The organism is Flavobacterium sp. ENC (assembly GCF_020991415.1).
GTDB lineage: Bacteria > Bacteroidota > Bacteroidia > Flavobacteriales > Flavobacteriaceae > Flavobacterium.
The window spans coordinates 567,253-587,617 of the sequence record NZ_JAJMOY010000001.1 but is presented as its reverse complement, the minus strand read 5'-3'; the positions used below and the strand labels follow the sequence as shown (position 1 = coordinate 587,617).

The following is a 20,365-nucleotide window of genomic DNA, read 5'->3' as shown; positions in this document are numbered from 1 at the left end:
TTTCAGGTTGTCTATTGAAACTTATTTCCTTTGAAATCCTTTTTATTGAGATAAGTGATAAAGTTTTTTATTTTACCACTTAAATTTTCATAATCTGTTTTTAAAACTTCGAATTTTTGTTCTGAAATATATTCAAAATCGAAAACTCTATAAAGCTGAGATCTTGTTTCTCCGGCCGAACCTTTTGCTATTGATAAAAATTGTCGAAATTCTAAATTCCCATCTCTTTCAAAACCTTCAGCAATATTATCCATTACCGAACCAGATGAAGCTTTTATTTGATTTTTAAATCTGAAATCTAATTTTAATTCTGTGTCGATTGAAATTAGATGAATTTCTTTTACTAATCGTCGGGCTTCTTTCCAAATTTCTAAATCCTCAAATCGAGTTATTGTTGCCATAATTTCTTTTCTTTATTTTTAAGTTTAAACTTACAAAATGTAATCTAACTTAAAACTAAAAAAACATGAAACATGAAACAAAAATTTAGTTTTCTGCTTTAATCCAGTCGTATCCTTTTTCTTCCAGTTCGTAAGCCAGCTCTTTTCCGCCTGATTTTACGATTCTTCCGTTGTATAAAACGTGAACGAAATCCGGAACGATATAATCTAACAAACGTTGGTAGTGTGTGATCACGATAATCGCGTTTTTCTCGCTTTTCAATTTGTTGACTCCGTTAGCAACAATTCTTAAGGCATCAATATCAAGACCTGAATCGGTTTCGTCAAGGATGGCTAATTTTGGCTCTAACATGGCCATCTGAAAAATTTCGTTTCTTTTTTTCTCACCACCCGAAAAACCTTCATTTAAAGAACGGGATAAAAATTTACGGTCGATTTCCAATAATTCAGATTTCTCACGAATTACCTTTAGCATTTCATTAGCCGGCATTTCTTCCTGGCCGTTTGCTTTGCGGGTTTCGTTGATAGCCGTTTTCATGAAGTTCGTTACACTTACCCCCGGGATTTCTACCGGATATTGAAAAGAAAGGAAAACTCCTTTGTGTGCTCTTTCTTCAGGAGCCAGATCAGCAAGATCTTCCCCGTCAAGGAAAACCTGTCCGTCCGTAACTTCGTAGTTTTCGTTTCCGGCAATTACAGCCGAAAGCGTACTTTTTCCGGAACCGTTAGGTCCCATGATAGCGTGTACTTCGCCAGCTTTTACTTCTATGTTAATTCCTTTAAGGATTTCTTTATCACCAATTGAGGCGTGAAGGTTTTTTATTGATAACATTGTTTTTTTTTATTTTATATAAATGTCAATTCTATTTTTGTTGTCTGGTTCAGGATGTTGGCATTAAAATGCGCGTGTCCTAAATATTCCATGCCTAAATAATCGGCTGATTTTTTGAACGGTATGTAAAAACTCTCTTCAATTTCATTATCATGTGAATTCGATATCACGGCAATTTTCTTTCCTCTGAGTTTTCTTCCGGTTTCTTTTTCAATTCGGATTAAATCTGAAATACGATCAAAGAAAACCTTCATAATTCCACTCATATTATACCAATATATAGGAGTAGCAAAAATCAAAGTATCATACTTTTCGAGTATTCCTCTTATCAAAGGCAAAAAATCATCATCTATGTTTTTGCTTTCATAATCATAATAGGAAATCGTATAATCACTTAAATTAATTACCTCTATTCCATATTCTTTTGAAATTTCGTCCACAATTTTTGTTGTGTTCCCATTTTTCCGGGAGGAACCTAAAATGATTACTTTTCTATTTTCCATTAAAACTTATTCGTAATGTCCTTTCAATGAAAGAATATCTAATATTTCGATTGTATCTTCTTCAGTAACTTTGTAAATTATTCGGTGTTCCTGATTTATTCTTCTGGACCACTTTCCTGAAAGTTCATGTTTTAAAGGCTCCGGCTTTCCTATGCCTTCAAAAGGGTGGAGCTGCATATCCTCAATCAAGGCAGTAATTTTATTCATTATTGCTTTATTGCCAGATTTTTTCCAAAATTCTCTGTCTTTTTGAGCTTTCTCGGAATAAATTACTTCCACAAATCTTCAAGTTTGATTTTAATTCCTTTCCCGTCTTTTATACTTTGCTCTGCTTCCAGAATCTCTTTTACAAATTCAGGATTATATGGTTTTTCATTTTCTTCTATAATTTCAAAACCAAGAGATTTCGCCAGTGATTGAAAAACCGGAAAATCTTTTTTCTTTACATTTTTTAAGATGATATCCATAATTATTGCTTTTTATTATCCAACAGATCCTTCAAGGGAAATCTCTAATAATTTTTGCGCTTCAACTGCAAATTCCATTGGTAATTTGTTCAGTACATCTTTACTGAAACCATTTACAATCAAGGCAATTGCTTTTTCAGTCGGAATACCTCTCTGGTTGCAATAAAATACCTGATCTTCTCCAATTTTACTTGTAGTGGCTTCGTGTTCTATTTTGGCAGAAGGATTTTTGCTTTCGATGTAAGGAAAAGTATGTGCCCCGCAGTTGTTTCCCATTAATAGGGAGTCGCATTGCGAAAAGTTCCTTGCATTTTCAGCTCTCGGGCTGATCTGCACTAATCCACGGTAACTGTTTTGTGATTTACCGGCAGAGATACCTTTTGAAATAATGGTCGATTTAGTGTTTTTGCCTAAATGGATCATTTTAGTTCCGGTATCTGCTTGTTGGTGGTTATTGGTAACGGCAATGGAGTAAAATTCCCCAACCGAATTGTCTCCTTTAAGCACACAAGAAGGGTATTTCCAGGTTACGGCAGAACCTGTTTCAACCTGTGTCCATGAAATTTTAGCGTTTGTTTCGCACAAACCTCTTTTGGTAACGAAGTTATAAACACCACCCTTTCCTTCTTTGTTTCCAGGGAACCAGTTCTGAACGGTAGAATATTTAATTTCAGCATCATCCATAGCGATTAATTCTACTACAGCGGCGTGCAATTGATTTTCATCGCGGCTTGGAGCCGTACAGCCTTCCAGGTATGAAACATAACTTCCTTCGTCGGCAATAACAAGGGTTCTTTCGAATTGTCCTGTTCCGGCCTGATTGATTCTGAAATAAGTGGAAAGTTCCATTGGGCAACGAACGCCTTTTGGGATATAACAGAAACTTCCGTCAGAGAAAACGGCTGAGTTTAATGCAGCGTAGAAGTTGTCTTTCTGAGGTACAACACTTCCTAAATATTTACGAACTAATTCAGGATGTTCTTTGATGGCTTCAGAAATCGGACAGAAAATAATTCCTTTTTCTGCCAGTGTTTTTTTGAAAGTCGTAGCCACAGAAACAGAATCGACCACAATATCCATAGCGACATTGTTCATCATTTTTTGTTCATCGACAGAGATCCCTAATTTTTTGTACATCTCTAAAAGTTCCGGATCTACATCATCCAAAGTTTTGGACGGATCTACCTGTTTTGGAGCTGAATAATAGGAAATCGCCTGAAAATCGGGTTTTGTATAATGTACATTGGCCCATTCCGGTTCGATCATTTCTTTCCAGGCACGAAAAGCCTCGATGCGCCAGTCGGTCATCCATTGAGGTTCTTCTTTTTTCAGAGAAATAGCGCGAACAATATCTTCATTTAAACCAATAGGGAATGTTTCCGATTCGATATTAGTATAAAATCCGTATTCGTATTCTTTGGTTTCGAGTTCGATTTTTAAATCGTCTTCAGTGTATTTTGACATTTTTTTCTTTTTTAAAACGTGATAAGAAATTAGTTTTCTTAAGCGTTTAAATTTTTGCTTTTATAAATTCGTTTGATTTATAGAGAAAAAGATTCTCCACAACCACAGGTCCTGCTTGCATTTGGGTTATTAAACACAAAACCTTTTCCATTTAATCCTCCGGAGAATTCAAGAATTGTCCCGGCTAAGTACAGAAATGATTTTTTTTCAACTGCAATTGTTATGTCGTTGTCTACAAATATTTTATCGTCGTCGCCTTTCGTTTTATCAAATTTTAAATCATATGACAAACCAGAGCATCCCCCGCTTTTTACCCCTACGCGTACGTAGTCCTGAGCGGCATCAAAACCATCATCTTTCATCAGGTCGATGATTTTCTTTTTGGCTGTATCAGAAACTTTTATCATTGTGTTTATGGTATTTATCTTTTCTGTTATTTTAAGCTGCATTTAAATAGTAATGAAATTATTACATTTTAAAGTGCTGTCTTTCAATGTTGAAATGAAATTATCTGCAAAGATACGACTTAAAAACCTTTTTCCATAATGGTTCACATTAATATAACAAATGTTAAAATAGAGAGAAGTTATATAATAATTATACCAGCTGTTTTTATGTTCTTCGGTTTATAGTTTTTACTTGCGGTTGATTTTTACGAAAAAGCTGAGAATGGATAGGAATTCTGAATGTACAATGCGAATTTCTGTATCAAAAAAGAGCGATCTTGTCAATTTCTACAGGAAATCCTGAGAACCGCTTGTCAGTAAAGCGATTTCTTTTTGCCACGAATTTCACGAATTTTTTTAACCTTAAAACTGAATTCAGGAATTTGATTTTTAATAGTCAGATTCATTGAAATTTTTTTTATTTCTTTTACCCGAAATAAGAAATATGAGTTTTTGAAGGTGAATTTGTAGTATAAGGAAATCCAATTTCCTAGCTTTGTTTCCCTAATAGAAACTCAAGCTCATGAAACTTTACCCTATAGAATCCGGAAATTTTAAACTGGACGGAGGTGCGATGTTTGGTGTTGTTCCCAAAACCATATGGAACAAAACCAATCCCGCTGATAACAATAATCTGATTGATATTGCAGCACGCTGTCTGTTGATTGAAGACGGAAATCGCCTCATTTTGATTGATACCGGAATGGGAGACAAACAATCAGAAAAGTTTTTTGGGTATTATTCGCTTTGGGGATCGCACTCGATAGACAAATCGCTGGCGAAATATGGTTTTCAGCGGGACGATATTACCGATGTTTTTATGACACACCTTCATTTTGACCATTGTGGAGGAAGTATACAATGGAATGCTGACAGAACAGGTTATGAACCCGCTTTCAAAAATGCCAGATACTGGACGAACGAAAATCATTGGGAATGGGCAACCAAGCCAAACGCGCGGGAAAAAGCTTCCTTTTTAGCCGAGAATATTTTACCGATGCAGGAAAGCGGCCAGCTGAATTTTATTCAAAGACCGAATAGTGATTATGGTTTTTCAGAAGAGTTGGGTTTTGAAATTTTCTACGTTGACGGTCATACCGAAAAACAGATGATTCCGCATATTAAGTATCAGGACAAAACCATTGTATTTTGTGCCGATTTACTGGCAACCGCCGGACACATTCCGCTGCCCTATGTTATGGGATACGATACGAGACCTTTACTGACAATGCCGGAGAAATCGAAATTCTTAAATGCAGCTGCAGACCATAATTATTATTTGTTTCTGGAACATGACGCGCACAACCAGATTATAACGGTAGAACATACCGAAAAAGGAGTTCGCCTGAAGGACGTTTTTACTTGCGAAGAAATCCTTTAAAACTAAAAAAGTCCCATTTTCAAAGAGATGAAAATGGGACTTTTTATTTAAGATGATATTATTTATTCCACAATAACCTTCTTTGCCGAAGCAGCATCCTGATTGATTAGGTAAACATAGTAAACTCCTTTTGGAAGTCCAGATAAGTTAATTGTATTACTACTATTAGCGGTGTCCAAAGTGAATGATTTTACCAGTTGTCCCAATGAATTGTATACGGTTGCTTTTTCTAAAGAAACGTTGTCAATAGTTACTTCACCTTTCGTTGGGTTAGGATATACTACTGCATGATTAAACACAGAATCTGCAAGGCCTAATGAACAGCTGTCAGAATACGAAGCAGCAGCATCTTTAAAGAATACACCGCTTGTGCTTGCAAATGAAGGGTTATCTACTGTAATACACTTCAAAGCAGGATTGCCAAACATGAATGCCGTTGTGAAATTAGTATTATTACCATTTTTAAGATTTAATGTCCCTAATGCATTTTCCGAAGCATTGATGTACACTAAACTGGTATTTTTAGAAACATCTAAACTCTTAATTTTGTTTTTGTTGGTCTGTAAAGTGGTAAGGTTTTTATTTGCAGCTACATCAAGAGCGGTCAAAAGATTTCCATGACAATACAACTCAATAAGGTTTAAATTTTTTGATACATTTAATGAGGTCAGATTATTAAACTGACAGTTTAAAAATTCAAGTGAAGCAAAACCTTCAATTCCCGTTAAATCTGCAATTTCATTCAACTCTACATTTAAATCTTTTACTACAGCAATCGATGAGGTAAGGACTTTTCCGTTTTTACCGTCGATATCAATTTTTAAATCAATAAGTGCCTGTTCAAAATTAGCATCCGGAATTAAGGTAAAACTGCTGCAATCTACAGCAAAGAAAGAAGTTTTGTCCAGTTTTCCATTCCAGTTGTCGTTAGAGTATACTACGTCATCAACCTGAATACAGCTCAAAGAAGGATTTTTTGTAAAGTTCACACTAAACCAGTCCAGTTTTGTATTTTGACCATTTTTCAAATTCAAAGAACTTAAATTGTTATTTGAAAAATCTATATATAATAACTTTGGATTTTTTGAAATATCTAAAGTTGATAAAGCATTGTAAGCCACTCTTAATTCAGTCAACAACGGATTGTTTGCCGGATTGTAAGAGGTTACATTATTTGTGCTGAAATTTAAAATCGTTAAAGATGCGAAATCCTGGATTCCGGTAAGATTTGAAATATTGCTAGATGAAATATCTAATGTTGTAACCGAAGCAATGCTTGCCGTTTTTACTTTTCCGTTTTTACCATCGGTGTCAATCCCTAAGTTTATCAGTTTTTGTTCGAAATTGGCATCCGGAATTAGGGTATATGCCGTACAGTCTACATTAAAAGAAGCCGATACATCTTTTCCGGCACTCCATTTTGTGGTAGCATAGGAAATGTCATCCACCAAAATACAGGTTAACTTTGGATTTTTAAGCATAAACACGCTTGTAAAAGCAGTGTTGTTTCCATTTTGAAGATTTAAATAGTTCAAATCATTTTCCGAAGCATTTAAACTCACTAACTTTTTGTTTTTGGATAAGTCTAAACTTTTTATTTTGTTTTTGTTTACCTGCAAAGTGGTTAGGTTGCTGTTTGCCGCAACATCAAGAACAGTTAAAAGATTTTCATGACAATACAATTCAGTTAAGTTTAAATTCTTTGACAAATTTAGTGACGTTAAATTGTTGTACTGACAGTTTAAAAATTCAAGAGAGGTAAAGTCCTCAATTCCGGTTAAATCTGCAATTTCGCTAAACTGAACGTTCAGATCCTTAACAACAGCAATCGATGCTGTTAGTACTTTTCCGTTTTTACCATCCTTATCAATTCCTAAATCAATTAATTTTTGCTCAAATTTAGGGTCTGGGATAAGTGTATAAGCTGTACAATCAAGGTTGTATTTTGCGTTTACATCTTTAATGTTGGCCCAATTCGCATCAGAATAAGTAACATCATCAACCTGAATGCATTTTAAACCAGTATTAATTCTAAAATCGGTATCCGTTAAAGTCAGGTTAGTATTAAAACTGTTTTTCAGGTTTAAAGAAGTCAGAAGATTATTTCTAAGATTTAATTTTACCAGCTTATTATTTGTGGAAATGTCGAAAGTTGCAAGTTGATTATTTTTAGCATCAATCGCTGTTAGTTCCGGATTTTTTGAAACATTCAGAACCGTTAATTTATTAGAATCGACCATAATCTCCTTAAGAGAAGTATTCGCAGAAAGATCTAAAGCTGTCAGTTGATTGTTCCCACAATACAAATTAACTAATTGTGTATTAGCTGAAACATCTAAAGTTGTTAACGCATTATTTTTGATGTCTAACTTTTTTAGTGCTGTTAAAGCCGAGACATCTATAGCAGTTAATTTTCCGTAAGAACAGGTTAATGTTGTTAAAGCGGTATTTTTACTAACATTCAGACTTGTTAATAAAGTGCTTGGCGCGTACAACTCTTCTAATTTAGTATTCTGTGATAAGTCAAGGCTTGTAATAGAGTTCACATAACAATTAAGATACGTTAGGGATTTAAAATCCTGAATACCGGTTAAATCTGCAATCGAGCTCCATGAAACATCTAAACTAGTTACATTTTCAATACGTGATGTCTTTACTTTACCATCCGGAGCACCAAAATCAATTCCTAATGAGATTAATTTTTTCTCGAAATTAAGATCAGGAATTAAAGTGTACGGAATCGCGCTACAATCTGTACTAAAGCTTGCTTTAGCTGGTTTGAATGCTGACCAGTTTGCATTAGCATAGTCAGCATCATCTACCTGAACACAGTCTAAACTGGCATTAGCAGTAAAACTTAAATATTGTAATTTTAAGTTATTTCCATTTTTTAAATTAAGGCTTCCCAGGGCATTTCCATTATTACTTCTAAAACTGGTAAGCGCCGTGTTTTTAGACAGGTCCAATTCCTTTAAAGCGGGACTGCTAATACTAATGTCTGCAAGAAGTAAATTGTGTGACAAATCTATCGAAGTAAGACCTGTGTTGTCACTGTCTATATGGTTTAAAAGCGGATTTTGAGAAATATCTACAGAAGTTAACTGCGAACTTTGATCAATAGATAAAAAAGTCAGTAAAGGATTTTGAGTAACATCAACCGATTTTAAGGTTTTCTGACCGCAGCTTAAAGAACTTAATTTTGCGTTTGATCTCACATCAAAAGTTTCTATAAGATTGTCCGAACAGACGAAAGTCTTTAGCGCAGTAACACTAGAAACATCAATAGTCGTTAACTTATTTCTCTGACACCAGAATTCCCAAATTAAAGGGTTGTTCGAAACATTTAAAGAGGTTAATAAATTGTCAGTGACAATTATGGACTCTAATAATGGATTTGATGATAAATCCAGACTAGTCACTTTAGTACTGCTGCATCTTAAATATCTCAAAAATGAATTATGGCTTAGATCTAATGTTGTAAGGGCATTATTATCACAATCTAAACCTTTCAAAGCAGTATTTTGAGTAATATCTAAGGTCGTTAATCCTGTTGATGTAACGTATAAGTTTTCTAAAGTACTATTATTTGTTACATTTATATTTTGCAGGTTATTCTGTTCAACGCTTAATGTGATCAAAGAAGTAAGGAAAGAAACATCTACACCGGTTAATTTGTTTTTACTCAGTCCAATCAGTGTTAAAGACGTGTTTTTAGAAAAATCAATAGTGGTTAACTGATTACTTCCTGCGCTTAGTTCATTCAAACCAGTATTGTTCGAAATATCGAGACTGGCCAATTGATTGGAATAGATATACAGAATTTTTAAATTAACGTTTTTGCTTAGATTAATACTGGTAAGTGTGTTTCCACTGCAATCTAACTTCGTTAACGAAGTAAAATCCTGGATACCGGTTAAATCTGCAATTGAATTTCTCGAAACATCAAGAGATGTTACGCCAGAAACTTTTGAGGTTAAAACCTGTCCGTCGGCTGTACCCGAATCAATACCCAAGGCGATTAATTTTTTTTCAAAATTGGCATCCGGAATAGCCGTGTATTGCGCATAAATAGAAAAATTGGCTAATAATAGTAATAAGAGTAGTTTTGTTTTCATAGATTGAATTAAGGATTTTGGAAGTGCAAGTATACAAATTACAATTGTAGTTTTATTACGGGAACCCGTATTAATTTATAATATATTTTTTTGAAAAATAACACCAAAAGGGCAAAAAAATAACGTTCTGTTAAATTGCTGACAGCTAAAAAATCTTAACGCAGTGTTAATGGTTAGTTTTTTGTAACAAAAAAGCATAATTTAGTCGCAACTTTTAACTTTACACATTAAAATTATATACATGAATCCTATAAAACTAAATACTCTATCTGCTTTTGCATTGCTTGTCTTAGCAGGTGGAGGCGCAACTTTGCAAGCACAAACTTCAGCGCCTAAAGAAGCAATCACAGTACCTTTGGTGATTGTAAAAAAAGCCCCGGTTACAGAAAACGATTTAAAAAGATGGAGTCATCTGGATCTGGTAAAAGATACGATTCCCGGAATGAGCGTTGATAAAGCCTATGCTGAATTATTGCAAGGAAAGAAAGGGCAAAAAGTGATTGTAGGAATTGTAGATTCCGGTGTAGATATTGAGCATCCGGATTTGCAGGGAATGATCTGGACCAATGCTAAGGAAGTTCCGGGTAATGGAATCGACGACGATAAAAACGGTTTTATCGATGATGTCCATGGATGGAATTTTCTTGGAGATGCCGTTCATGAAAACCTTGAAATGACCCGTCTCGTTAAAAAAGGAGACAACGGATCTGCTGAATACAAAAATGCTCTGGCACAGTACAACGAAAAATACGAAAAGGCTTTACAAGACAAACAAGAAGTTGATTTTTTACTGGATGTGCACAATACGATTAAAAAAGAGCTGAATAAAACAACCTACAAACTGGAGGATTTGGCTGCAGTTACTTCAACAGATCCAAAAGTCGTGCAAAGTAAAAAAATCATGACGCAGATTTTTACTAATGCAGGGCCAACTTTTGATCCTGAAGCTGAACTGAAGGATTATAGTGAACAGGTTTACGATCAGTTAAACTACAACTTAAACAAAGAATACGACGGAAGAAAAATCGTAGGAGATAATCCTGATGATATCAAAAACAACCATTATGGGAATAATATTGTTTTTGGTCCGGACAAAGAAAAAGCACTTCACGGCACTCACGTTGCCGGAATTATTGCACAGATCCGCCATAATGATTTAGGTGGAGACGGTATCACCAACAATGTTGAAATCCTTACGGTAAGAGCCGTTCCTGATGGAGATGAATACGATAAAGATATCGCATTGGCAATTCGTTACGCAGTTGACAATGGTGCCAAAGTAATCAACGGAAGTTTCGGAAAAAGCTTTTCCCCACACAAACAATGGGTGTATGAGGCGATAAAATATGCTGCTAAGAAAGATGTCTTAATTGTGCATGCTGCAGGTAATGACGGTTCTAACATTGATGAGACAAAGAATATCAATTTTCCTAATGATGCGGAAGATAATATCAAAGAATTTGCGGATAACGTGCTTACAATTGGTGCGATCAATAAAGCCTATGGCGAAAATGTAGTAGCGGGATTTTCGAACTTTGGAAAAATAAACGTTGATGTTTTTGCTCCGGGAGAAGAAATCTACGCCACAGTGCCAAACAACAAATACAAATATTTGCAGGGAACTTCCATGGCTTCGCCTAATGCAGCCGGAGTTGCGGCCCTTATTCGTTCTTATTATCCGAAACTGAAAGCTTCACAGGTAAAACACATCCTGATGGATTCCGGAGTTTTGCTTCCTGCCCAGGTAGTTTTGGGTGAAAATCCAAATCCAAATGAAAAACCGGCACCTGTTTCTTCTTCGGAATCGTCTAAGACGGGTAAAATGGTAAACGCTTATAATGCTTTATTGATGGCTGAAAAAATGTCAAAAAAATAAAAAAATAAATTACTAATCCGATGGAAGAGTGAACACTCTTCCATTTTTTTATTTAAATGAAGATGCAAAAAATTATTCTACTTTCTTTTCTGAGTTTTGGTTTAAACGCTGCTTTTGCCCAAAACACTCCGTACTGGCAGCAACATGCCGACTATAAAATGGAGGTTTCGATGGATGTGAAAAACTATCAGTATAAGGGAAAACAGGAATTGGTGTACACCAACAATTCTGCTGATACATTAAAAAAAGTATTTTATCATTTATATCCAAATGCTTTTCAGCCGGGAAGTGAAATGGACGCACGTTTGCATACTATAAAAGATCCGGACGGAAGAATGGTGACTAAAGTAAAAGGGGCTGATGGCAAAGAAACAAAGCAAAGCCGAATTGAAACTTTAAAGCCGAATGAAACAGGGTTCCTAAAAATCACTAATTTCAAACAAGATGGTGCAACCGCGCAGACAAGAACTTCAGGAACCATCCTGGAGGTCACTTTGGCCAAACCAATTTTGCCAAATTCAAAAACGACTTTTACGTTAGATTTTGACGGTCAGGTTCCGGTTCAGATTCGTCGTTCGGGAAGAAATAATTCGGAAGGAATAGAATTATCAATGTCACAATGGTATCCTAAGTTAGCCGAATTTGATTTCGAAGGATGGCATGCAGACCCTTATATTGCCCGTGAATTTCATGGTGTTTGGGGAAATTTCGATGTGAAAATTACAATCGACGCAGCTTATACAATTGGCGGTTCCGGATATTTGCAGGATAAAAACGAAATAGGTCACGGGTATCAGGATGCAGGTGTAACGGTTACATATCCTAAAAAGACAAAGACTTTAACATGGCATTTTATTGCACCAAACGTTCACGATTTTACCTGGGCGGCAGACAAAGACTATGCACATGATATTGTAAAAGGACCAAACGATGTCGATTTGCATTTCTTCTATAAAAACACTCCGAAAGTAGCTGAAAACTGGAAAAAACTGGAGCCATTGATGGTGAAAGTAATGGATTATTACAATCATAAAGTCGGAGCATATCCGTACAAACAATATTCTTTTATTCAGGGTGGAGATGGCGGAATGGAATATGCCATGTGTACTTTGATGTTAGGAAACGGAACTCTTGAAGGGATTTTAGGAACTGCTACGCACGAACTTGGGCATTCCTGGTTCCAGCATATCCTGGCCTCAAACGAATCAAAACACCCGTGGATGGATGAAGGTTTTACAACGTATATCGAAGACAGCGCATTGAATGAACTGGCAGGAGATAAAAAAGTAGCCAATCCGTTTAAAGGAAACTATAACGCCTATTACAGCCTGGTTTCGTCAGGAAAAGAGCAGCCACAAACGACTCATGGTGATCGTTATGATGAAAACAGACCTTACAGCATCTCTTCTTATGTAAAAGGAAGTATTTTCCTTTCGCAGTTAGTGTATGTAATTGGACAGGAGAATCTGGACGCGACTTTAAAAAGATATTACAGCGATTTCAAATTCAAACATCCTTCTCCGAATGATATCAAAAGAACAGCTGAAAGAGTTTCCGGTGCAGAATTGGACTGGTATTTGGTGGACTGGACTCAAACCGCCAATACTATTGATTACGGAATTAAAGACGTCGCTGATAACGCAGGAAAAACAACCGTTAGTTTAGAAAGAATCGGAAGAATGCCAATGCCGATTGATTTGACAGTTGAATATACGGATGGGACTTCGGAAAGTTTTTACATTCCGTTAAGAATGATGAATTTCATCAAGCCAAATCCAAATCCAAACGTAAAAAGAACCGTTTTGGACGACTGGGCCTGGGCGCAATCCAACTATAGTTTTACAATAGAAAAAAACAAAACAGCCATCAAAAAAATCACTATTGACCCAAGCGGATTAATGGCTGATGTGAAAGCTGTTAATAATGTTTATGAGGTGAAGTAATAAAAACAACCTGTAAAGAAAAAGCCCTTAAATCACTTTAAGGGCTTTTTCTTTTTTCAAATTTATCCGGATTGCTTATATTGTTTTTACTTCCGGAGTAACAACCGCTTCTGTTTTCTTAAACGGGAATACTTTTCGATAGCTGGCAGATCGCCATAACCATTCAATTGGGCCATAATTGTATCTGGACAGCCACCATTTGCTTATAAACAGCTGGACAATAAAAATAAAAACTGCCAGGGAAAAGTAAAACCAGTAGGGCATTGAATCTCCAATTCCCAGACCAATTCCCGAAAAGATAAAAGCTGCTAAAATATTTTGAACGATATAATTGGTCAATGTCATTTTTCCTCCGGCACTAAAATAACTGAAAATGGTTTTGAGTTTCCCATTAATGTACAACTGGGAAATTCCTGTGGCTATAAAAATCATAGTACTAAGAACCAGCCAGTAAAGCGGGTGAAAGATTTTGAAAATAGCCACTTCCTTATAGAAAATGATCAGGTTAAAGCATACTCCAATAATTACGGCTATAGCCAAACTGATCCAAAGTACACGGTTTAACAATTTTTTCAGTTCGTGTAAATGATTAAAAAAGTTTATCTTCTGAAGTAAGAATCCAAAAAGCATACAGGCAAACATGACAATATGTGCTGTAATAGCATAACCCGGAATAATGATTTGTTCGTAAAAGGAAGCAAGCAGATTAAATTTAAAAAAGTCCAGCCAGTTTCCGGAATGAAACAATTTTAAATATTCCGGATTTGTTGCAATTTCGGGGTGTTCGACCTTATATCCGTTTACATAAGCCATTACAAAAGGAATGGTGAGAATAAGAACGCCGGAAATTATGGCTAATGTTTTAGCAGAACATCTGTAAAACAACAGCATGACAAGTCCCAGAAAAGCATAATCTTTTAAGATATCGCCAAGCCAGAAAGATGAATTAATGAATGCAAGTACAAAAAGTAAAATCATTCTCCACGCAAAAAAAGTGACCGGGTTTTTGCCTTTACTGGCAACATTATCAATTAAAATGGCAAAACCGTAGCCAAATAAAAGTGTCAGTAAAGTCCAGGATTTTGCTGCAAAAAAATAGCGGTTAAACGTCATCAGTACTTCAGATAAAATACTGTGATTGAATTTGCGAGGGACGCCGATAAAGAGAAAGTCAGAATAATTTCCGATGGCAACACCTAAGAGCGCCCAGCCCCTGAGAATATCAACAATAGCAGTTCTTTTGCTTTGTTCAATGGGATGATAAGAATTTGTCATTTGATTAACATTTTTGTTGTGATTTGATTGATGATTTTAGATAAAAGCTAAATTATTTAAACGCAGCCAAAAGTAAGAAATTATATAGCGCTATCTATTTGTCGGAAAAATATATTTTACAAAGAAAAAGCGGATTATTTTAAAATAATCCGCTTCAAACAGTAAGGTTTTTTAAATTACCCCAGATGTTCCAGCATATCTTTAGTCATCGATTCCAGATCAAAAGTATGTTGCCATCCCCAGTCTTTTCTCGCCTCAGCATCATCGATACTGGCAGGCCAGCTGTCTGCAATTTTCTGACGGAAATCCGGATTGTACGTAATCTCAAATTCAGGAATATGTTTTTTGATCTCTGCAGCAATTTCAGTTGGAGTAAAACTCATGGCAGCTAAATTATAAGAAGAGTGTATTTTAATATCTTCCGCCGGAGCCTTCATGATATTGATAGTCGCTTCAATAGCATCATCCATATACATCATTGGCATTTTGGTTTCTGATGATAAAAAGCATTCGTATTTTTTATCGGCAATCGCTTTATAAAAAATATCAACAGCATAATCGGTAGTTCCGCCGCCCGGAGGAGTAGACCAGCTGATTAAACCCGGATAACGGATGCTTCGAACGTCAACACCATAAATATTATGGTAATATTCGCACCATCTTTCCCCTGCCTGTTTACTAATTCCGTAAACAGTAGAAGGCTCCATTATGGTATATTGCGGCGTATTTTCTTTTGGAGTTGTAGGGCCAAAAACGGCAATACTGGAGGGCCAGAAAATTTTTTGGATTTTCTTCGCTTTAGCCAGATTCAGAACATGAAATAATGAGTTCATATTCAGGTCCCAGGCAAATGCCGGATTCTTTTCGGCCGTAGCAGACAAAAGTGCCGCCATTAAATAAATATCCGTAATCTTATGTACTTCAACAAGATGTTCAATTTGATTGAAATCTAAAGCATTGACCACTTCAAAAGGTCCGGAATTAACGACGTCTGTGTTTAATTTTCGGATATCAGAAGCGATAACATTTTCCGTTCCGTATAATTTGCGAAGTTTTTGGGTCAGTTCAGTCCCAATCTGACCGCATGCCCCAATGATCAATATTTTTGGATTCATTTGTTTCGATTTAGTATTGCAAATATAACGTTTTCGCAAATAATTTTACTTTTCCGGAGGTGAAATTATAAATTTAACAATGATAAAGATGCTTTTTTGGATTATTCTTCGTTGAGGCTTTTAATTATTTAACCGCAAAGCACGCAAAGATTTTTAAAGTAAGCCATTTTATAAAAACGCAAAGTTCGCAAAGCTTGGTGTTGAACTAGCTTTGCGAACTTTGCGTTTTCTGACCGTACTGCAAGATCAAAAGCTTTGCGTGCTTTGCGTTTAAATTTTCCTGACACAGATTACAGCTTTTTCTTTACTACGAATTTTCTTCGCCTGTTCGCTATCGCTCCGGGTCACGAATTAACACAAATTTATGCGGTCAAACTTGAAATAATTCGTGGAGATTAGAGAAATTCGTGGCAAACTTTTTAAAATCCATAGCCAGGGCAATTTATGACCAAAATCAGAATTCGTAATTGTAAATTTACTTTGTAACTTTGTAGCTTAATGTTTTACCAAATGAAATATAAAATATCTCTTTTTCTACTTTTGATTTTTGTACTGAATTCCTGTCAGGGTGAAGATGAAAAACGCCTTGCAGCGTATGAAAAAGAAGCTAAAAAAAAGGAAGTTATCTTTAATAACATCAATAAGGGCTGGGTTTTTATTGATGAACCCATCAATGAAGTCTCGGAGCAGAATGCAGCAGTCTGGACAGAATGGCGTGATTTTCTGAAAGAAATCGGCGAAAAACCCAAGAAAACGATTGGGGCATTTCAGAAAAAATCGACTGCAATTGCCCGGAAAGCACTGCTTTTAAACAATAATATCCCGGGACAATTCAATCAGCCACAGATAAAAAGCAGAATTTCAATTTTGATCACCAAAATTAAAATGATGGACCTGTTTATTCATCTGAACCAGATTCCCGATAAAAAAGTGATTTTTTTAATCGGTGAAATCAATAAAGAATTAGTTTCCCTGGAAAGACAAATGGATAAAGTGGTCGAAAAAGCCAAAATCCCGAAAGAAGAAGGAGAAGCAGATTTCCTTAGAATGTTAGATACAACGCGGGCGATTCCGAATTCGGCGCCGCCATTAGATCAAAATTTACCTAAAGTTGAGTAAAAACGCCTTATATACCCTATATGATAATCTGCCGAAAGCGCAGCAGATTGCCTCAAATTTACTGGAAGAAAACCAGCTAAAAATGCATCTTGGCGGTTTGCTGGGATCTGCAGTATCCTTTGTAATCCGATCTGTTTTTAAGAAAACCGAACTGCCTTTTTTAATTGTACTGGACAATAAAGAAGAAGCGGCGTATTACCTGAATGACCTCGAACAAATGATTGGCGAACAGGATGTTTTATTTTATCCTGCCTCATTTCGCCGACCGTATCAGGTAGATGAAACCGATAATGCCAATGTACTGCTTCGCGCTGAGGTTCTAAACCGGATTAATTCCCGCAAGAAACCGGCGATCATTGTGACCTATCCGGAAGCTCTTTTTGAGAAAGTGGTGACACGCCAGCAGCTGGATAAAAACACGTTAAAAGTCGCTTTAAACGATAAAATTTCAATTGATTTTATCAATGAAGTATTGTTTGAATATGAATTCAAGAGAGTCGATTTTATCACAGAACCCGGTGAATTCTCGGTTCGTGGAGGAATTGTCGATGTGTTCTCTTTTTCAAACGATCACCCGTACCGGATTGAATTTTTCGGGAATGAGGTAGACAGTATCAGAAGTTTTGATGTAGAAACACAATTGTCGGTAGAAACGCATAAAAAAATTACGATTATCCCGAATGTTGAGAACAAGATATTTCAGGAAAACCGTGAAAGTTTCTTAGATTATATTTCAGAAAAAACGGTTCTTTTTATCCAGAATACCGACGGACTTTTCAGTCAGTTAGACAAACAATTCGTCAGGGCCGAAGAGGCTTTTGGAAAACTTTCGGGAGAAATAAAACACGCCAGTCCGGAACAGCTGTTCTTAAATCAGGCCTCATTTATAAAAAGAGCATTAGACTTTTCGGTTGTAGAACTGGCGTCAAAACCAATTTTCAAAACTACTAAAAATTTCGAATTTCATATTCAGCCGCAACCCTCGTTCAACAAACAATTTGATTTGTTGCTGAACAACCTGAGCGAGAATCATTTTAACGGTTATAAAAATTATTTATTCTGTTCCAATGAAACGCAGGCCAAACGTTTTCATGATATTTTTGAATCTTTGGACGAAGCCAATTCGGAGAATATCCGAAAACAATATCATACCATCGTATTGCCCTTATATCAGGGTTTTATTGATGAGGAAAACCAGATTACAGCGTATACCGATCACCAGATTTTTGAACGTTATCATAAATTTAATATCAAAAACGGGTATTCGAAAAAGCAGAATATTACGCTTAAGGAATTAACCGCGCTTTCTGTTGGGGATTATGTAACCCACATCGATCACGGAATCGGAAAATTTGGCGGTCTGCAGAAAATTCAGGTGGAAGGTAAAACGCAGGAAGCCATAAAATTGGTCTATGCCGACAATGATATTGTGTATGTGAGCATCCATTCGCTTCATAAAATCTCCAAATACAACGGAAAAGACGGAACACCGCCTAAAATTTATAAGCTGGGATCGAACGCCTGGAAAATTCTAAAACAGAAGACCAAAGCGCGTGTCAAACATATCGCCTTCAATTTGATTCAGCTGTATGCGAAACGCCGTTTGGAAAAAGGATTTCAGTTTGCGCCGGACAGTTATTTGCAAAATGAATTGGAAAGTTCTTTTATCTACGAAGACACTCCGGATCAGACAAAATCGACGCAGGAGGTCAAAGCCGACATGGAAAGCGACCGCCCAATGGACCGTCTGGTCTGTGGTGACGTTGGTTTCGGAAAAACAGAGGTGGCCATTCGTGCCGCTTTTAAAGCCGTCGACAACAGCAAACAAGTCGCCATCCTGGTTCCGACGACTATTTTGGCGTACCAGCATTACAGAACTTTTACAGAACGATTAAAAGATATGCCGGTTTCTATAGGGTACTTAAACCGATTTAGAACCGCGAAACAAAAAGCACAAACCTTAAAAGATTTAGCCGAAGGAAAACTGGATATTGTTATTGGAACACATCAATTAGTCAACAAAAATGTAGTTTTTAAAGACCTTGGTTTACTGATTGTCGATGAAGAGCAAAAGTTTGGCGTAAACGTTAAAGACAAGCTCAAAACGATTGCTGCAAACGTTGATACGCTGACCTTAACGGCAACGCCAATCCCGAGAACACTTCAGTTTTCGTTAATGGCGGCGAGGGATTTATCGGTAATTACAACGCCTCCGCCCAATCGTTATCCCATAGAAACGAATGTGGTTGGTTTTAATGAAGAAATAATTCGTGATGCGATTTCGTATGAAATTCAGCGTAACGGGCAGGTTTTCTTTATCAATAACCGAATCGAAAATATTAAGGAAGTAGCCGGAATGATTCAGCGTCTGGTTCCAAATGCCAGGGTCGGAATCGGTCACGGGCAGATGGAAGGCGCCAAACTGGAAGAATTGATGTTAGGTTTCATGAACGGTGATTTCGATGTTCTGGTCGCGACCACAATCATCGAAAGTGGTCTGGATGTCCCAAATGCCAACACGATTTTCATCAATAATGCCAACAACTTCGGATTATCAGATCTGCATCAGATGCGAGGCAGGGTAGGACGAAGCAATAAAAAAGCTTTCTGTTATTTCATCTGTCCGCCGTATTCGTCGATGACTGAAGATGCCAGAAAACGTATTCAGGCATTAGAGCAGTTCAGCGAATTGGGCAGCGGATTTAATATTGCCATGAAAGATCTTGAAATTCGTGGTGCGGGTGATTTATTAGGTGGAGAACAAAGCGGTTTCATCAACGAAATTGGTTTTGACACCTACCAGAAAATCATGAACGAAGCCATCGAAGAATTAAAAGAAAACGAATTCAAGGATTTATATCCGGAAGAAAATGATATTGAAACGAAGGAATACGTAAAAGATTTACAAATCGATACGGATTTTGAGCTGTTGTTTTCCGATGAATATATCAATAATGTCACCGAACGTCTGAGCTTATATAACGAGCTGGGCAGTGTGAAAAATGAAGCCGAACTGGTTATCTTCCAAAACAAATTAATTGACCGTTTCGGACCGATGCCGCCGCGTGCGAATGCGCTGATGAACAGTATTCGCATCAAATGGATTGCCACTGCGGTTGGTATTGAAAAATTAGTGATGAAAAAAGGCAAAATGATTGGCTATTTCGTCTCCGATCAACAGTCCGATTATTATCAGTCCAAACGTTTCCACAAGATGATAAAATTTGTGCAGACACACAGTAATCTTTGCACAATGAAAGAAAAACAAACGCCCAACGGTTTGCGTCTTTTATTGACTTTTGAGAATGTAAAATCTACGAAAAGAGCTTTGGAACTGATGGAGATGTTAGGAGAATAATTTGAAAAAAGGCTGCTACGAATTTCCCGAATGAGCACGAATTAAAATTTTAATCTTACGAATAAATTCG

15 protein-coding genes are annotated in these 20,365 nt (G+C 36.5%); 5 read left to right on the top strand and 10 right to left on the bottom strand.

All coding sequences use genetic code 11. The features are described from left to right. Nucleotides 1-11 precede the first annotated feature (11 nt). The 7 genes from LPB89_RS02355 to LPB89_RS02325 form a co-directional block, all read right to left on the bottom strand. On the bottom strand, nt 12-401 hold the full coding sequence (locus LPB89_RS02355) for a four helix bundle protein (protein WP_230700090.1): 390 nt from the start codon (nt 399-401) through the stop codon (nt 12-14). An 85-nt stretch (nt 402-486) separates the two neighbouring features. Further along, complete coding sequence (gene sufC / locus LPB89_RS02350; RefSeq protein WP_055097564.1) at nt 487-1,233, bottom strand: Fe-S cluster assembly ATPase SufC; 747 nt, start codon at nt 1,231-1,233, stop codon at nt 487-489. Between the two features lie 14 nt (nt 1,234-1,247). Beyond that, the gene (locus LPB89_RS02345; protein ID WP_127338207.1) at nt 1,248-1,736 is read right to left on the bottom strand and encodes a flavodoxin family protein; all 489 of its coding nucleotides are present in this window, start codon (nt 1,734-1,736) and stop codon (nt 1,248-1,250) included. A gap of 6 nt (nt 1,737-1,742) precedes the next feature. Next, nucleotides 1,743-2,015 carry a Txe/YoeB family addiction module toxin gene (locus LPB89_RS02340; protein ID WP_230700089.1) on the bottom strand — a complete coding sequence of 91 codons (273 nt, stop codon included), beginning with the start codon at nt 2,013-2,015 and terminating at the stop codon, nt 1,743-1,745. Continuing rightward, nucleotides 2,006-2,203 carry a DUF2683 family protein gene (locus LPB89_RS02335; RefSeq protein WP_089477591.1) on the bottom strand — a complete coding sequence of 66 codons (198 nt, stop codon included), beginning with the start codon at nt 2,201-2,203 and terminating at the stop codon, nt 2,006-2,008. The genes LPB89_RS02340 and LPB89_RS02335 overlap by 10 nt, the downstream gene beginning before the upstream one ends. A gap of 15 nt (nt 2,204-2,218) precedes the next feature. Then, the gene (sufB, locus tag LPB89_RS02330) at nt 2,219-3,667 is read right to left on the bottom strand and encodes a Fe-S cluster assembly protein SufB (RefSeq protein ID WP_230700088.1); all 1,449 of its coding nucleotides are present in this window, start codon (nt 3,665-3,667) and stop codon (nt 2,219-2,221) included. 77 nt (nt 3,668-3,744) lie between these two features. Then, nucleotides 3,745-4,074 (bottom strand): iron-sulfur cluster assembly accessory protein, encoded by a 330-nt coding sequence (locus tag LPB89_RS02325; RefSeq protein WP_059114664.1) that lies wholly within the window; start codon nt 4,072-4,074, stop codon nt 3,745-3,747. Nucleotides 4,075-4,636: 562 nt separating this feature from the next. Between LPB89_RS02325 and LPB89_RS02320 the strand changes: the two genes are divergently transcribed. Next, entirely contained in the window at nt 4,637-5,494 is an 858-nt protein-coding gene (locus LPB89_RS02320; RefSeq protein ID WP_230700087.1) for an MBL fold metallo-hydrolase, read from the top strand. Nucleotides 5,495-5,556: 62 nt separating this feature from the next. Here the strand turns inward: LPB89_RS02320 and LPB89_RS02315 are convergent, their stop codons facing one another. Beyond that, nucleotides 5,557-9,609: a T9SS type A sorting domain-containing protein gene (locus tag LPB89_RS02315; protein ID WP_230700086.1), complete on the bottom strand. Its 4,053-nt coding sequence runs from the start codon at nt 9,607-9,609 to the stop codon at nt 5,557-5,559. A gap of 241 nt (nt 9,610-9,850) precedes the next feature. Here LPB89_RS02315 and LPB89_RS02310 point away from each other — a divergent pair, with 241 nt between their 5' ends. Then, complete coding sequence (locus LPB89_RS02310) at nt 9,851-11,485, top strand: S8 family peptidase (RefSeq protein ID WP_230700085.1); 1,635 nt, start codon at nt 9,851-9,853, stop codon at nt 11,483-11,485. Nucleotides 11,486-11,547: 62 nt separating this feature from the next. Continuing rightward, entirely contained in the window at nt 11,548-13,428 is a 1,881-nt protein-coding gene (locus LPB89_RS02305) for a M1 family metallopeptidase (protein WP_230700084.1), read from the top strand. 75 nt (nt 13,429-13,503) lie between these two features. Here LPB89_RS02305 and LPB89_RS02300 read toward each other — a convergent pair whose 3' ends face one another. Together LPB89_RS02300 and LPB89_RS02295 are read right to left on the bottom strand one after the other, a co-directional pair. Further along, nucleotides 13,504-14,703, bottom strand: coding sequence for a DUF418 domain-containing protein (locus LPB89_RS02300; RefSeq protein ID WP_230700083.1), 1,200 nt, complete (start codon nt 14,701-14,703; stop codon nt 13,504-13,506). 176 nt (nt 14,704-14,879) lie between these two features. Then, nucleotides 14,880-15,818: an L-threonine 3-dehydrogenase gene (locus LPB89_RS02295; RefSeq protein ID WP_230700082.1), complete on the bottom strand. Its 939-nt coding sequence runs from the start codon at nt 15,816-15,818 to the stop codon at nt 14,880-14,882. A gap of 510 nt (nt 15,819-16,328) precedes the next feature. Here LPB89_RS02295 and LPB89_RS02290 point away from each other — a divergent pair. Continuing rightward, nucleotides 16,329-16,937 (top strand): hypothetical protein, encoded by a 609-nt coding sequence (locus tag LPB89_RS02290; RefSeq protein WP_230700081.1) that lies wholly within the window; start codon nt 16,329-16,331, stop codon nt 16,935-16,937. Then, nucleotides 16,930-20,295, top strand: coding sequence for a transcription-repair coupling factor (gene mfd, locus LPB89_RS02285; protein WP_230700080.1), 3,366 nt, complete (start codon nt 16,930-16,932; stop codon nt 20,293-20,295). Before LPB89_RS02290 ends, mfd begins: the two co-directional genes overlap by 8 nt. Nucleotides 20,296-20,365 lie beyond the last annotated feature (70 nt).

Bases quoted from the DNA above. Each gene is read 5' to 3' on its own strand.
- LPB89_RS02355 (WP_230700090.1), bottom strand. From the start codon at position 401: ATGGCAACAATAACTCGATTTGAGGATTTAGAAATTTGGAAAGAAGCC.
- sufC (WP_055097564.1), bottom strand. From the start codon at position 1,233: ATGTTATCAATAAAAAACCTTCACGCCTCAATTGGTGATAAAGAAATC.
- LPB89_RS02345 (WP_127338207.1), bottom strand. From the start codon at position 1,736: ATGGAAAATAGAAAAGTAATCATTTTAGGTTCCTCCCGGAAAAATGGG.
- LPB89_RS02335 (WP_089477591.1), bottom strand. From the start codon at position 2,203: ATGGATATCATCTTAAAAAATGTAAAGAAAAAAGATTTTCCGGTTTTT.
- sufB (WP_230700088.1), bottom strand. From the start codon at position 3,667: ATGTCAAAATACACTGAAGACGATTTAAAAATCGAACTCGAAACCAAA.
- LPB89_RS02325 (WP_059114664.1), bottom strand. From the start codon at position 4,074: ATGATAAAAGTTTCTGATACAGCCAAAAAGAAAATCATCGACCTGATG.
- LPB89_RS02320 (WP_230700087.1), top strand. From the start codon at position 4,637: ATGAAACTTTACCCTATAGAATCCGGAAATTTTAAACTGGACGGAGGT.
- LPB89_RS02315 (WP_230700086.1), bottom strand. From the start codon at position 9,609: ATGAAAACAAAACTACTCTTATTACTATTATTAGCCAATTTTTCTATT.
- LPB89_RS02310 (WP_230700085.1), top strand. From the start codon at position 9,851: ATGAATCCTATAAAACTAAATACTCTATCTGCTTTTGCATTGCTTGTC.
- LPB89_RS02305 (WP_230700084.1), top strand. From the start codon at position 11,548: ATGCAAAAAATTATTCTACTTTCTTTTCTGAGTTTTGGTTTAAACGCT.
- LPB89_RS02300 (WP_230700083.1), bottom strand. From the start codon at position 14,703: ATGACAAATTCTTATCATCCCATTGAACAAAGCAAAAGAACTGCTATT.
- LPB89_RS02295 (WP_230700082.1), bottom strand. From the start codon at position 15,818: ATGAATCCAAAAATATTGATCATTGGGGCATGCGGTCAGATTGGGACT.
- LPB89_RS02290 (WP_230700081.1), top strand. From the start codon at position 16,329: ATGAAATATAAAATATCTCTTTTTCTACTTTTGATTTTTGTACTGAAT.